The organism is Shewanella sp. SR44-4, assembly GCF_014163715.1.
Taxonomy (GTDB): Bacteria; Pseudomonadota; Gammaproteobacteria; order Enterobacterales; family Shewanellaceae; genus Shewanella.
Map to the genome: position 1 here is coordinate 69,691 of NZ_JACJDU010000011.1, position 14,713 is coordinate 84,403.

Consider the following 14,713-nt stretch of genomic DNA (forward strand, 5'->3'; position numbering starts at 1 on the left):
ATACAGTTACAACATTGACGCATTTAATCGTGTTAGTTTCTAATAAGAGACTAAATGCCCGATTTGCGTCTAGATTCTGGGGCAATTTAGTTTCTAAATGACCACCAAGGATCCTCATAAACAAAATTGTCATTAATTAAGCCTTTTCCTTATTCATTGAGTCCGTATAATGATGTTAATTCTCACTCATTTAAGCGATTTATCATGACAGAACAAACAGCAGCACTAACAGGCTTTATCGAAAGCGTAAAACAACATCAAGTCTTATGGGGCTTACAAGATGAAACAGGTGAAGGTTGGGTTGTATGTGACTCATCAGAATTTGAAGAAACTGATGTTATGCCACTTTGGTCAAGTGAAGCTGCTGCAAAAAGCCATTGCACTGATGAGTGGGCAGACTACAACCCAGTGACTATTACACTGACTGAGTTTTTAGAATACTGGGTAAGTGATTTAAATGATGACGGTGTATTAATAGGTGTTGATTGGGAAGCTGAACAAGAATGCCTAGAAATTGACCCTATCGTATTGGCTAAAGAATTAGTTGATTTTGAAAAAGAATAATCATTAATTGATTTGATCTTACTACCCAAGCTGTTCAGCCATTGAACAGCTTTTTGATATTATTATGCCCATGCCTACACTGATTGATATTCCTTTTGACAAACGCCACACCTGTTGGTTTTGCAACGAACCCAGTAATCATATTTTTGATTACTATAGAATGACTCACACTCCCCACCCCTCTCTAGCCATTCCTGCTTGTAAAGAATGCCATATGTTAGCCAAGAAAAATCTGCTGACCTCTATTTGGGATTGTCGAGATGCGGTTAAAGATAATTTAATGCATATTTATAGCAAAGACTTGGCGATTGGCATTAATTGGACTGAGCAAGAACTCGAAGAATCAGATTTTGATTGTATGATTTTTGGTGGATTTAAAAAAAGTGCCTGGATGATGTATCAAATAGCCCAAAGTCGCATGAATGCACGGGGCTGGCCATTAAGTCTGGACGGGGTTTTACTTGAAGGCGAAATAGCGGGTGACAGTAGTCAATATCATACCGGTTTCGAGTTTGACGATATAATGTTTACCTCTCTAACAAAAGCCATTAGCCACTATAGCAAGACCTTATCTTTAGACAGTGGTTTTTTACAGCAACTGGTTACCTTACTTGGTAAAGCTCAATTTGGCCATGCTGTCAAAATAGCGAGACTCAATATTGGTATCACCCCAGGGCATCAACGTCGTATTCTTGACGAGTTAATCGAAGATATGGATCAATAAAACCACTTAATCATTCAATTGTGGCCTAACTAAGAATACTCCGTAAACGATCTTGAACAACGCTGACTAATAAGTCAGGCTGGAATTTAGAGATAAACTCATTACAGCCGACTTTTTTCACCATCGCTTGGTTAAAGCTACCGCTTAAAGAAGTATTGAGAGTAATAAAGAGTGCCGCCATTCGAGGATCGTTACGCACCTCAAAGGTCAACTTATAACCATCCATTTCGGGCATTTCGGCATCAGTAATCATCATTAGCAATTCATCGGCAACCTGTCTGCCTTCATCAGCCCACGATTGTAATAATCGCAAAGCTTGTAATCCATCTGACGCCTCAATAATCTCTATACCAAGTTGATTGAGAGTGTCCCTTACTTGTTTACGCGCCGTTGACGAATCATCCACAATTAATATCTTACGACCAGGCATGTAAGAAACGAGCGCTTCATCTAACACACCGTCAGATAACTTCACATCGTAATCAATAATCTCAGCTAATACCTTCTCAACATCAATAATAGACACTAATCGTAAGTGTCCTTGGTCTTCAATTTTCGTTATTGCGGTTAAGTAATTATGTCCGCCAGTGGTTTTGGGCGGCGGCATAATATCACTCCAGGTCATGTTAACGATATTCTCGACTTTACCAACTAAAAAAGCCTGCACACTGCGGTTATACTCGGTAATAATCAAGTTACAATCGTCATTCACTGGCATCGGCGAGAAACCAATCGCTTGTCGTAAATTAATCACTGGGATCGACATCCCTCTAATGTTGGCTACTCCATAAACATTATGATTACTGCCGGGTAACTTATTTAAGGGTGGCAACTTAACCACTTCTTTGATTTTAAATACATTAATGGCAAACAACTGGGTTGAGTTAATGCGAAACAACAACAATTCTAAACGGTTTTCGCCAACTAACTTAGTTCTTTGATCTACCGTATCGAGCACTTTTCTCATGAACAGGTTCCACCTAAAAACATACAAGCAACATCAAAGATGCGTCATCATTAACAAGGGTAATTATACTTAAAAAATATCATTAAACAGTGTTGAATCAGGATTTATGCCGCAAAAATAAAAAATATATATAAACAAGATCAAAAAACACCCCTAATACGTAAAATGTTTAATTCGAAACTCGAGTTATTTCATCTCACAAACGTTCTACTAAAGTTAACACCAATAAAAAGACTCCTGAAACCGCGGCATCAATTCACCCTCGGTTTTGCTTTGTTAAGTCTGTCGGCTGTTATCCTAATAGATAAGCCTGTTACTGTTGTAAAACCATTTAACTCAATTAATACTTAAGACGTTCATATGAATAGCCCGTCTTGATAATGCATTTGAGCATAACTTTTCACACATAACACAATATAATTTGGCATGTTTAAACCACAGATCAAGGTGATCATTAACCTGTTTGTGTACGTACAACAGTGTAGATTATTCGTTAAAAGTCATTCAGGGGCCGTTATGATCATCCCATTATTCCCATTACCGATTTGCTTGTTACCTCAAGGATATACCCAGTTACGTATTTTTGAACCTAGATATAAACGCTTAGTATCAGAATCGCTAAAAAGTGGTGTTGGTTTTGGCTTATGTATGTTGGCTGATGATAAAAAAACCATATTACCCATGGGCACATTAACCCAGATTATCGACTTTGAAACGCTTGAAGATGGCTTATTAGGTATTAGTGTGCAAGGGCAAAAAACGTTCATTATTAACAAAATAAGTGTTGATAGTGACGGTTTAAAGCGCGCCGATGTCAGCTTAATTGATTCTTGGCCGTGCGATATCATTGAACGACAAACTGAACAGAGCCACGATCACACTGATGAGCGTAAAAAAGATAAAGCACTTAGCAATACGTTAAAGCAAATTTTACAGCAATACCCACAGCATCTTGCCCACTATTCTGAAGAAAACTTTAATGATATTGCGTGGGTTTGTCAGCGATGGCTTGAAATTATCCCATTGAGTTCCAAAGAAAAATATCAGTGTATCAATAGCCATGATCATCAATTAGCTAAATCATTCTTAGCCGACATAATAAAATAATACAGAACTGTGATCCGAACCCAATAATGCCACGTACAAGATAATGATACTGCAGCTTGTTTGAGCTCAGGATAGCCACAGCATAATGACGTAATCTCTTATGCTCAATGAGTTATTTATTGGATGCGGGTGAAATAATGGAAAATGTTCAATCACAAAGCACACAAAGTCGTTATGATAAGGGGCATCTTGCACAAAGATCCCTAATTAAACTAAGCGGTGCTATGAAATCAAACGAACCCAATCCAATGGCTGATGAGCTTGCGTCATTAATGATGCAGGTGGCTAATGATCGATGCAAAGCATCTTTTGCAAAACTTTTTTCGCATTTTGGCCCCAAAATTAACTCTTTTGGTGTTCAGCGCTTAAGCCAACAGGGCTTAGCCATGGATTTAGTTCAAGAGACAATGACTCGAGTATGGACAAAAGCCCATCTTTACAATGCAGACAAAGCAGCGGTAAGTACTTGGGTATTTACCATCATGCGTAATCAATGTTTTGACATGCTCCGTAAAGTACAACATAACCGTGAAGATTCTTTCGGTGATGATATTTGGCCTTTATTTGAGTCTGATGAAGCTGAAAACAACGACGATGATTTTTTATTATCGGCAACTTTATTGCTGCATGTAGAAGAATTACCTCCTCTACAACGCCAAGTAGTACAAGGTATTTATATGCAAGAGCTTACTCAACAAGAGTTAGCAGACAAACTTAACATTCCAATTGGAACGGTTAAATCACGACTTAGACTTGGCTTGGAAAAATTAAAAAGCTTTATGGAGAAACACTATGATTAATTACCACCCAGACCAGCATTTGCTGTCTCTCCATGCTAAAGGCGAGTTGCCGCTATCGATGTCGATTGCTATCTCCGCTCATGCTGAATTGTGTCCTCATTGCCAGCAACAACTTGACCAGGTGACAATTGCGTTGTCTGAGCAACAGTTTGAGTCGGCCGTAAAAACTCAGTCGGTAGACACTAATAATAATCAATTAGACGCACTACTCGAGCAGCTACTAAATTCAACCTTAGATACTTTAGAGGTTGAACAAGCTAGTACAGTTGATCCGATTGAAGACAATAGCGTTAGTATTAAAGGTCAGCATTATCCGCTGCCTAAGGTATTTCGTAAGCAAATTAATGCTTCTTGGCAGGGTATTGGTAAAGTCAGCCGTTTGAGACTCGATACCGGAGAGCCACAAGCAAGAGCAAGCTTGTTGCATATCGCAGCCAATGGTGAAATTCCTGAACATACACACAAAGGTGCAGAGCTAACATTACTGCTCGCAGGTGAGTTCAGCGACTGTTACAACACCTACAAGCCTGGTGACTTTATGTTGCTTGATAAAGATCACCAACATTCACCAAAAACACTTGAAGGTTGTTTGTGCTATACCATTGTCGATGCCCCGTTATACTTCACTAAAGGGTTCAGCAAACTATTAAACCCAATTGGCGATTTACTTTACTAACCATTACGTTAGTTTCTTAAAATGTTAACTACTAAGGTTTGTGTATCGACAACTTGGCCGCTATTTATCATTAAGTTGTACCAGCAATAAGGGATGATGAGTGATTTTCGTCATCCCTTTTAACACTATCGACATCCGAGCAAGGTGAGAATTGTTGATAATTAGTCACTAATTGCTATTTTTTAATCGAAAACTGCATTAATTTGATTAAAAATTGAAAAAGACTATTGCCATATGCAAACACTCAGTATATTATCCACACAGATTTAGTTTTCTTGTTAATTTTGGTTACCTACCTGTAAGTCTGCTCAACTTCACTTCGTAAATAAACCCAAGACAAGCTTCTGTACATCGTTTTTGATTTCAATTGATTTCTGTTGATATGATAATTTAAATTATATTCACGTCATCTTGTTGTCATAAAACTATGTTTAACTTACAAAGTTAAGTACTAAATATGTATTAATTTTTTTATGGCTATATGTCATGTGACAACATCAATGTTGCAAGCATAAAATAGACCTTAATCAACTATTTACATATCAACACTTGATTAGTGAGTAAAGGATAGGTTAAGTTAAATCTCGAAACATTAATCTTTTGCAACACTAAAAAATGCCAAGGATATTTTATTGAACAATTTTCTCACCTAATGGTGAATATATAAGAAGGAGTGTGACCTATGTCATACAACATGAATGGACACGAAATTTCAGTTAGCTTTCCGGTTAACTCTATCTCGTCAAACAAGAATTCAATTGCTTTTACCGACAGCCTAGGTAAAAACAAAAAAACCTTTTCAAAACGTATTGAAGCATTAAACTTCATGAAATGGTTAATCTCTGCCAATAAGTAATACCCCCTAACGCTTTGCGTTAATCATTTGCTCTGTTATTTAATAAACTCATTTCTCGGTATTCTCCTCTCACTTACCGATGTTTATTAAAACAGAGCAAAATGAATAACTCACTCGCATCATTTTAAGTTATTCTTCAGCGTTACATCCCAGTTAACCCCTCTAAAACATCTAATTTTATATCAACAACTTATAGAAAAAACATCTTGCATTCATCCTGTAATCAAACCGAGTGCGAAAACTTTCGTTGGTATCTTGGCAACATCGTTTTATTTCCCAAGACTCCCCCCTGATGTATATAAAGAATATCGGTTGCACTGACAGTATTACTATTCAAATAATGTTGTAACACTAGAAATCCAACCGGGTCGTACAATAATTCAAATTCAATTCCCGACTGGCATACTGTATTCCACATATCAAAACAACGTCGTGATAGTTTGCCAAAATGATATTTATAACCATCATTAATAATTTTAGGAAAATAAACCTCATCGACTAATTGTGAGAATTGTTGACGTAAATATTCATCCCCTCCCACAGTACTGCAAGTTAACACCTCAATGGTAAAAACTTTCGTTAATGATAAATGAGCCAATTGTTGAGTAAGTTGTTTATTTAAATAAGCCGCAGTGGTCCCCGTACCTGAGGGTAAAAATACCTTTAGCTTATTTTTTTGTTGATCTTGCGCCCATTGAATAATTTCACAGGCAAGTTGTGTTATCCCGGTTTCGGCATACTCACAACGCCCACCTTCAGGAATAAAAAGTAATTGTTTTTTATCTGCGTAGCTTGGATTCGATGAAACAATATATTGCATCGCATCGTCTAAATGCATACTTTGAAGATTTTCAACATCGGTCAAATGACTAACATCAATAATATTGGCGCCATTTTGTATCGCAGCGGCATAATTGCCTTGAGGATGTTGTAATAAAAACTCGCTGATATGGCTTACATAGTAATCAAATTTCCACCCTTGCCGCTTAGCCAATACTGACATGGAATATAATGAGTTGGCTTGGGCCGAACCCGATGCCACTAGCTGGGTAACATGTGAATAATCATGATGCAAAAAATGATAAAATTTACGTGCTTTATTACCACTAAAGTCAGCATGTAATAAATCATCTCTTTTAATGTAGATGCTGCGTCCAGCAAAGTTCATCGTTTGCACTGGGCTTATCGAAAACATGAATTGTCTCAATCAACTGTAATATGAGCATTTTAACTAAAAAATGATAAATCTCATCGATTCATTTGCGTGAATCCTCGCACTGTTCTACTTTTACAATACCACAGCAACACTTAATCCTTAATAATCAACAAATTGAAAACATGGCATGAAAATGGCTTTATATTGAGAATATTGACTATTGATAGGAATGAAAATGTCTCTTTTACGCTTAATCTTTAATATTGCTTGGTTTTTAATGGGTGGTTTTGTTATGGGACTAGCTTGGTGGTTTGTTGGAGTACTGTGCTTTATCAGTATCATTGGCATCCCATTTGGTCGTGCTTGTTTTGTTATTGGCGAACTGGCTTTCTGGCCATTTGGACAAGAGACCGTTAACCGGAAACACATTTCAGGCCAAGAAGATATTGGCACTGGCACGTTAGGTTTGGTGGGTAATGTAATATGGTTTTTATGCTTTGGTATTTGGCTCGCGATTGGTCATCTAGTCCATGCTCTGGCTTGTTTTGTAACGATTATAGGTATTCCGTTCGCGTTACAACATCTTAAGTTGGCCTTATTAAGTTTAACCCCTATTGGTCAAACCGTTATTGCCAAACCGACTTATTAACATTCGTTAATAACCGCTGAATGACCACTATTGTAAAAAGCCGATAGCATAATGCTGTCGGCTTTTTATTTGCCTAATCGTATCTGCACCGTGTACATTGCCATTCTTAAGCACTGAAAGGTTATTAAGTCACTTTAAAGACAATAATGGGATCACATGAACTATTGGTTAATGAAGTCTGAACCAGACGACTTTAGTATTGATAATCTACAGATGAGTAAGCAGCAAACTGTTGCTTGGCAAGGTATTCGTAACTATCAAGCACGTAATTATATTCGCGATCAAATTACACTGGGCGATGTAGTGTTGTTTTACCACTCTAGCTGTAAAGTTCCTGCCATTGTGGGTTTAGCAAAAATTAGCAGTGAAGCTCAAATTGATAGCAGTGCTTTTGATAACCGTTCACCGTATTTTGATGCAAAATCTAACGCTAATGCGCCTCGATGGTGGCAAGTCGATATTCAATTTATGGCCAAATTTTCTAAGCCTGTGAGCTTGAAGCAATTGAAAGCCGATCCCGCGCTGCAAGATATGGTATTAGTGGCTAAAGGTGCCCGCCTGAGTATTCAGCCCGTCACACAGTTGCACTACCAACACATTATGCAACTAACAACCTTAGAATAATAACGTTAGATTGATGACCTTGCATCGGTAACCTTGAATTAAAACAGACCAGCTTGTCAGCCGACCAGTAAACATCTTCTTTAAATCAGCCTCCTAAAGACAGCTCAGACTACGTAAACACTATTAGCTATAAATAGTCTGAGCTCAAATACTAACGGCACAGTGATAAGATCACGCAATGCCCATACTAGTTAATCATTCGCCCTATTCCGCCAAGTACAGAACCTTCACCTTGGTCTTTGCCACCACTTGATGGTGCATGAGCAATAATTCTGTCAGCCATACGAGAAAACGGTAAGCTTTGTAACCACACCGTCCCATGGCCTTTTAAGGTTGCAAGGAACAAACCTTCACCACCAAATACCATCGACTTTAATGAGCCTGCACGCTGTATGTCATAATCAATCCCGGGAGTGAATCCAACTAAACAACCGGTATCGACCCGCAATGTCTCACCGTGTAATTCTTTTTTAATCAGTGTCCCACCAGCATGCACAAACGCCATGCCATCACCTTTAAGGCTTTGTAGAATAAATCCTTCACCACCAAAGAAACCGGTGCCTAATCGCTTATTAAACTTCATGCTTACTTGCGTGCCTAAGGCTGCCGTTAAAAAGCTGTCTTTTTGGCAGATAAGTTCGCCTTGATGTTGAGCTAAGTCTATCGCCAAAATAGTGCCAGGAAATGGCGCAGCAAATGCCACTTTTCGTTTTTGTTGACCTTGATTAGTAAAGTGGGTCATAAAAATACCCTCACCCGAAATGGCGCGTTTACCTGCACCAAGTAGCTTGCCAAAAAAACCGGATTCTGGTTCAGAGCCATCACCCATTCTGGCCTCAAACATAATGTCTTCTTCGAGGTAAGTCATCGCACCTGCTTCAGCAATAACAGACTCATTTGGGTCTAATTCAACTTCAACCAGCTGCATGCTAGAACCTATAATTTCATAATCTACTTCATGACTTTTCATGCTCATTTTCATTCCTTAAAAATTTATTTAATGTTTGCAGTTGCCCAATTCAGTATTAAGGCATTATTCCTTATGGATGATTTAAGGTAACAAAATGATCATCCATTTAACATGACAACATTTCAATAAAATATCCGCGTTCTGTTGCCACTGCATTTGTTTACCAATTGTGTCCATCGTTAACCTAAACCCGCACCGCTCAATCCTGATTGTTGTTGCAATTGATATTGAGCAAATTCTTGCAAAATAAGCTCGGTAAATAACTGCCCAGCTCGCCCAAGCGGACGTTCAAGTGTAGAGACTAATTGCGGTGTAAAACTAAACCGATTACCACCAATAAAATCAACTTCAATAAGTAGTCCTTGATGTAATTCTTCGGCAATTAAAAAATCCGGCATCCAACCAAAACCCAGGCCTTTTAGTAAGGCATTTTTTTTCATGATAAAGCCTGACAAATAAAAGACTTTATCGCCGCCAAATTGCATTTCATCGCGGTCACGTTTACCAGGAGATGAATCTTCGATGGTTAACTCAACATGTTGTTGCAATTCAGGCAAACTAATGTCTTTAAGCTGACTTAAGGGATGTTGTGATGACGCGACAAGCACGCTGGTAATAGCAGGTAGCGGTTTAGGATGATAAGAGGGGCCAGTACGATAATCCTTAACCAGCATTAAGTCGGCCTGGTCGCGCTCAAAACGATGCTGTACCCCGCCTAAAAACTCCATATTAAGCTGCACTTTAGTCGGTATGTTGTGTTCTGACATGCGCTTAAGCGCGGTCATGATCGGTTCCATCGGTAAAGCACCGTCTATCACTAACTCAAGTTTGGGCTCCCAACCCTGACTAAAGCGACTGGCAAGATGTTCAATATTGGCTAAATGCTGTAACAGTCGTTGCCCTTCTGCCAAAATAACCTTCCCTTCGGGTGTTAATTCCGCTCGATAATGATCTCGATTAAATAATGTCACGCCGAGATGTTGCTCTAGTTTTTTAATCTGATAGCTTACTGCCGATTGCGCCTTGTGTAATCGCTCTGAAGCTTTTGCAAAACTTCCTTCTTCAACAAGTACTTGCAGTACATTAAAGGCATCGATATCTATTCGCATAAGATTTCCACTGTCCCGTTATCCATACACAAATGTAAAGTTAACATAACAATCTAAAAAATAGATTGTGTTGAGTTATTTATTATTCTTTTTTTTGTTGATCTTTACCACTAAATTGTAAGTTAGATCACATATTGGTTTGCCCAATGCGATTAGGCCATAACAACAAATAACATAAACGCCACGACACTCGCAGTCGATTCACCATAGGACAATCAGATGCCATTCTATGTTAAACAAGGTCAGATCCCGACCAAACGTCACATTGCCTTCGAAAAAGACAATGGCGAGTTGTACCGTGAAGAATTATTTTCAACCCATGGCTTTTCGAATATCTACTCCAATAAATATCATCACAATATGCCAACCAAAGCGATAGACGTTCAACCTTACTCGTTATCTCATGGTGAACAATGGCAAGACTCATTAATTCAAAATTACAAATTAGACTCGCGCCAAGCCGACTGCCAAGGCAACTTTTTTAGCGCCCGAAATAAAATATTTTTCAATAATGATGTCGCCATGTACACCGCGAAAGTGACTGAAGACACCAATGAATTTTATCGAAATGCCTATGCTGACGAAGTGGTGTTTATTCACGAGGGTGAAGGCCAATTATTGAGTGAATACGGTGTCATTGAAACCAATAAATGGGATTACTTAATTATTCCACGCGGGACCACGTACCAACTTAAATTTAACGATTATCAAAATGTACGCTTGTTTGTTATTGAATCATCCTCAATGGTCGAAGTGCCAAAGCATTTCAGAAACGAATACGGCCAAATGCTTGAATCTGCACCTTACTGTGAACGAGACATTCGTACGCCAACCTTGGCTGATGCCGTGGTTGAAAAAGGTGCGTTTCCGTTAATGTGTAAATTTGGTGATCGCTATCAAAAAATGACACTGCAATGGCATCCATTTGACTTAGTAGGCTGGGATGGTTGCGTTTATCCTTGGGCATTTAACATCAGTGAATATGCACCCAAAGTCGGCAAGATTCATTTACCACCGTCTGAGCATTTAGTGTTTACTGCACACAATTTTGTCATTTGTAACTTTGTGCCACGCCCATACGATTTTCATCCGAAATCGATACCAGCACCTTATTACCACAACAACATCGACAGCGATGAAGTCTTGTATTACGTCGATGGTGACTTTATGAGCCGTACAGGTATTGAAGCGGGCTATATGACGTTACACCAAAAAGGTGTGCCGCATGGGCCTCAACCTGGTCGTACAGAAGCCTCTATCGGCAAAACCGAAACATACGAATATGCGGTGATGGTTGATACCTTCGCCCCACTGAATTTAACCGCTCATGTCAAAAATTGCATGAGTGATGATTACAACCGCTCTTGGTTAGAAAACTAAGACCACATTTATAGCTAACCCAAGTCACCAAAGAGTGATGGCGTGTTGACATAAAATAAAGGAAAACAAAATGGCAAGCGAACTAAATCCACTGGGCCTTTTAGGCATTGAATTCACCGAATTTGCTAGCCCAGATACAGAATACATGCACCAAATATTCATTGATTTTGGTTTTTCGATGTTAAAAAAAGCCAAAAATAATGACATTGTTTACTACAAACAAAATGACATTAACTTTCTATTGAATAAAGGCCGTGCAGGGTTTTCTGCAGAATTCGCCAAATCTCATGGTCCGGCTATTTGTTCAATGGGTTGGCGTGTAGAAGATGCACAGTTTGCATTTACAGAAGCCGTTGCCCGTGGTGCAAAACCAGCCGATGATGCCAATAAAGACATGCCCTACCCAGCTATTTACGGTATCGGCGACAGTCTGATTTATTTTATTGACACTTTTGGTGAACAAAACAATATTTATCAAACTGACTTTGTCGATTTAGAACAGCCTATCGTAACGCCTGAGAAAGGCTTTATGGAAGTCGACCATTTAACCAATAATGTCTACAAAGGCACCATGGAAAAATGGGCTAACTTTTATAAAGACATCTTTGGTTTTACCGAAGTACGTTATTTCGATATCAGCGGCGCTCAAACTGCTTTGGTATCTTATGCGCTACGCTCTCCAGACGGCAGTTTCTGTATCCCGATTAACGAAGGTAAAGGCAATAACAAAAATCAGATTGATGAATACTTAGGTGAATACAATGGCCCAGGTGTTCAACATCTGGCATTCAGAAGCCGTGACATTGTGGCCTCTCTCGATGCTATGGAAGGCACCTCAATCAAAACACTGGATATTATTCCTGAATATTACGACACCATTTTCGAGAAGTTGCCACAAGTGACCGAAGATCACGACCGTATCAAGCATCACCAGATTTTGGTTGATGGCGATGATGACGGTTATTTATTGCAAATTTTCACCAAAAATTTATTTGGGCCTATCTTCATTGAAATCATTCAACGTAAAAATAACCTTGGCTTTGGCGAAGGTAACTTTACCGCGTTGTTTGAATCGATTGAACGCGATCAAATGAAACGCGGCGTGCTGTAATTTTATAGACACGAAGTGATACATAAAAACCAGCAAATTGCTGGTTTTTATCATTTTAGGCCTTTACACTCTGCCATCTACATTCTAATCAAAGACCTTTCTAATGCCAGATTACGCCGTACTCGCTGTGTTTATTCCAACGTTCTTTTTTGTGTCTATCACCCCCGGTATGTGCATGACTTTAGCCATGACACTCGGCATGAGTATTGGTGTACGCAGAACCTTATGGATGATGTTAGGTGAATTAGTGGGCGTGGCGTTGGTCGCCATTGCAGCAGTACTTGGGGTTGCTAGCATCATGCTAAATTACCCACAGGTGTTCGATATTCTTAAGTGGGTGGGTGGCGCTTACCTTGGCTACATTGGCATTAATATGTGGCGTGCTAAAGGCAAAATGGCCATCATCACTGGTATTGAAGTTAAAGCCAGTCGCATGAGCTTAATCAGCCAAGGATTTATTACCGCGATTGCCAACCCTAAAGGTTGGGCTTTTATGATTTCGCTATTACCGCCGTTTATTAATGTTGATAATGCCGTTGGGCCACAACTCGCCGTTTTGCTTAGTATTATAATGGTCACCGAAAGTGTGTCGATGCTGGCTTATGCCAGCGGCGGTAAGAGTTTACGATTATTTTTAAGTCGAGGCGATAATATCCGCTGGATGAATCGTATCGCCGGAAGTTTAATGATACTGGTTGGTATTTGGCTAGCGCTAGGCTAACCCAGAAAGCACATTTGATGAGTAATTAACCTCATATTATTTTATGTATTTTCAATCGATTTATACGGCAGTTGTTCGCACATTTGCTGTATATAAATGTCGATATGAGCTTGCTCTTGTTGACAAAAAGCACCGATGGCATCATTAAAACCTTCATGAGCAACAAAATGGCTTGAGGTGGTTTTCACAGGACGAAAACCTCGAGCCACTTTATGTTCGCCTTGTGCTCCTGCATCAAAAACTAATAATTGATTAGCGATAGCGTACTCAATACCTTGGTAATAACATGCTTCAAAATGGACATAGTCGCATTCTGTTAACGCCCCCCAATAACGACCATATAAATGCGTGTCTGACACAAAATATAATGCTGATGCCACTAATTGTGCGTCACTATTTTCAATCAATAATAATCGGATCATTGAGCCCATTGTTGCTGCTATCTGCTCAAAGAATGCTGCCGACAAGTACCCTTTATGACCCGAACGCTTTAAATAAGTATTTTGATAACAACGCACAAAATCCTGCCATTGCTCTGCACTCGCCTTATCGCCATCGATAAATCGGAATTGTAGCTGTTGTCTTGCAGAAATTCGTTCTTTAGTGATGTTTTTGCGTTTACGTGACGTTAATGTACTCAGAAAGTCATTAAAATCAGCATAATTTTGGTTGTGCCAATGAAACTGACAACCAACACGCTCCATTACCCCTGCTTGTGCAAACTGTAGATGTTGCTCGGTATTGGTAAATAAACAATGCCAAGATGACCAACCCTGTTTAATGACAGTTTGTGACAGATAGGTTTGAATACCGTCAATCAAGGGCTGTTGATCGTGTTTTGGTAACCTTGGGTCAATACCAATACGTCGCCCAGTTGTAGGAGTAAAAGGTATACTGCCCACAAGCTTAGGGTAATAGCCTATATTGTGACGCTCATAAGCTTCTGCCCATGCCCAATCAAACACATATTCCCCCCAAGAATGACTTTTAAGGTACAAGGGCATCAATGCAATAATATTATCGCCATCCATCACCATAAGGTGCATCGGCGTCCAACCCGTTTCAGCACTAACACAGCGACTCATTTCCAGAGCGGATAAATATTCATGCCGGGTAAAAGGATGAGATGATCCAAAAAAGATATTCCATACTGAAGAATCTATATTGCTAATACTATTAACAAATTTATATTGATAAACTCGCGTTTGTGTTTGTTCCACCCACACCTACCCTATAATAATTAACACTCAACCGCTAAAACTCATACCAATTATTGCTATCATGTGGCATGTTCTATCA

General features: G+C 39.2%; 16 protein-coding genes. 11 read left to right on the forward strand and 5 right to left on the reverse strand.

Going from position 1 to position 14,713, the window contains the following annotated elements:
- Positions 1 to 204: 204 nt before the first annotated feature.
- A complete protein-coding gene (locus H5125_RS07515; protein ID WP_041413601.1) occupies positions 205 to 564 on the forward strand; it encodes a DUF2750 domain-containing protein in 360 nt (119 codons plus the stop codon).
- A gap of 64 nt (positions 565 to 628) precedes the next feature.
- Positions 629 to 1,288: a hypothetical protein gene (locus H5125_RS07520; RefSeq protein WP_101086919.1), complete on the forward strand. Its 660-nt coding sequence runs from the start codon at positions 629 to 631 to the stop codon at positions 1,286 to 1,288.
- Between the two features lie 25 nt (positions 1,289 to 1,313).
- On the opposite strand, the gene H5125_RS07525 is transcribed toward H5125_RS07520, so the two are convergent.
- Complete coding sequence (locus H5125_RS07525; protein ID WP_101086918.1) at positions 1,314 to 2,255, reverse strand: chemotaxis protein CheV; 942 nt, start codon at positions 2,253 to 2,255, stop codon at positions 1,314 to 1,316.
- 516 nt (positions 2,256 to 2,771) lie between these two features.
- Between H5125_RS07525 and H5125_RS07530 the strand changes: the two genes are divergently transcribed.
- The 4 genes from H5125_RS07530 (at position 2,772) to H5125_RS07545 (ending at position 5,694) form a co-directional block, all read left to right on the forward strand.
- A complete protein-coding gene (locus H5125_RS07530) occupies positions 2,772 to 3,362 on the forward strand; it encodes an LON peptidase substrate-binding domain-containing protein (protein WP_101086917.1) in 591 nt (196 codons plus the stop codon).
- 137 nt (positions 3,363 to 3,499) lie between these two features.
- Positions 3,500 to 4,162, forward strand: coding sequence for a sigma-70 family RNA polymerase sigma factor (locus H5125_RS07535; RefSeq protein WP_101087219.1), 663 nt, complete (start codon positions 3,500 to 3,502; stop codon positions 4,160 to 4,162).
- Entirely contained in the window at positions 4,155 to 4,838 is a 684-nt protein-coding gene (locus H5125_RS07540) for a ChrR family anti-sigma-E factor (RefSeq protein ID WP_182743915.1), read from the forward strand. Before H5125_RS07535 ends, H5125_RS07540 begins: the two co-directional genes overlap by 8 nt.
- Positions 4,839 to 5,520: 682 nt before the next feature.
- Positions 5,521 to 5,694, forward strand: coding sequence for a hypothetical protein (locus tag H5125_RS07545; RefSeq protein ID WP_011637775.1), 174 nt, complete (start codon positions 5,521 to 5,523; stop codon positions 5,692 to 5,694).
- Between the two features lie 223 nt (positions 5,695 to 5,917).
- On the opposite strand, the gene H5125_RS07550 is transcribed toward H5125_RS07545, so the two are convergent.
- Entirely contained in the window at positions 5,918 to 6,889 is a 972-nt protein-coding gene (locus H5125_RS07550; protein ID WP_182743916.1) for a 1-aminocyclopropane-1-carboxylate deaminase/D-cysteine desulfhydrase, read from the reverse strand.
- A gap of 196 nt (positions 6,890 to 7,085) precedes the next feature.
- Between H5125_RS07550 and H5125_RS07555 the strand changes: the two genes are divergently transcribed.
- Positions 7,086 to 7,499 carry a YccF domain-containing protein gene (locus tag H5125_RS07555; protein WP_101086914.1) on the forward strand — a complete coding sequence of 138 codons (414 nt, stop codon included), beginning with the start codon at positions 7,086 to 7,088 and terminating at the stop codon, positions 7,497 to 7,499.
- Positions 7,500 to 7,655: 156 nt separating this feature from the next.
- Positions 7,656 to 8,123, forward strand: a complete 468-nt coding sequence (locus H5125_RS07560) for an EVE domain-containing protein (RefSeq protein WP_182743917.1) — start codon at positions 7,656 to 7,658, stop codon at positions 8,121 to 8,123.
- A 187-nt stretch (positions 8,124 to 8,310) separates the two neighbouring features.
- Here the strand turns inward: H5125_RS07560 and H5125_RS07565 are convergent, their stop codons facing one another.
- Together H5125_RS07565 and H5125_RS07570 are read right to left on the reverse strand one after the other, a co-directional pair.
- Complete coding sequence (locus H5125_RS07565; RefSeq protein WP_011637779.1) at positions 8,311 to 9,099, reverse strand: TIGR00266 family protein; 789 nt, start codon at positions 9,097 to 9,099, stop codon at positions 8,311 to 8,313.
- A 173-nt stretch (positions 9,100 to 9,272) separates the two neighbouring features.
- On the reverse strand, positions 9,273 to 10,202 hold the full coding sequence (locus H5125_RS07570; protein WP_101086911.1) for a LysR family transcriptional regulator: 930 nt from the start codon (positions 10,200 to 10,202) through the stop codon (positions 9,273 to 9,275).
- Positions 10,203 to 10,421: 219 nt separating this feature from the next.
- On the opposite strand from H5125_RS07570, the gene H5125_RS07575 reads away from it, so the two are divergent.
- The 3 genes from H5125_RS07575 (at position 10,422) to H5125_RS07585 (ending at position 13,414) form a co-directional block, all read left to right on the forward strand.
- Positions 10,422 to 11,582, forward strand: a complete 1,161-nt coding sequence (locus H5125_RS07575; RefSeq protein ID WP_101086910.1) for a homogentisate 1,2-dioxygenase — start codon at positions 10,422 to 10,424, stop codon at positions 11,580 to 11,582.
- Between the two features lie 70 nt (positions 11,583 to 11,652).
- Positions 11,653 to 12,693 (forward strand): 4-hydroxyphenylpyruvate dioxygenase, encoded by a 1,041-nt coding sequence (gene hppD / locus H5125_RS07580; RefSeq protein ID WP_182743918.1) that lies wholly within the window; start codon positions 11,653 to 11,655, stop codon positions 12,691 to 12,693.
- Positions 12,694 to 12,796: 103 nt separating this feature from the next.
- The gene (locus tag H5125_RS07585) at positions 12,797 to 13,414 is read left to right on the forward strand and encodes a LysE family translocator (RefSeq protein WP_101086908.1); all 618 of its coding nucleotides are present in this window, start codon (positions 12,797 to 12,799) and stop codon (positions 13,412 to 13,414) included.
- Between the two features lie 41 nt (positions 13,415 to 13,455).
- Here H5125_RS07585 and H5125_RS07590 read toward each other — a convergent pair whose 3' ends face one another.
- Positions 13,456 to 14,634: a GNAT family N-acetyltransferase gene (locus H5125_RS07590; protein WP_182743919.1), complete on the reverse strand. Its 1,179-nt coding sequence runs from the start codon at positions 14,632 to 14,634 to the stop codon at positions 13,456 to 13,458.
- Between the last annotated feature and the right edge of the window lie 79 nt (positions 14,635 to 14,713).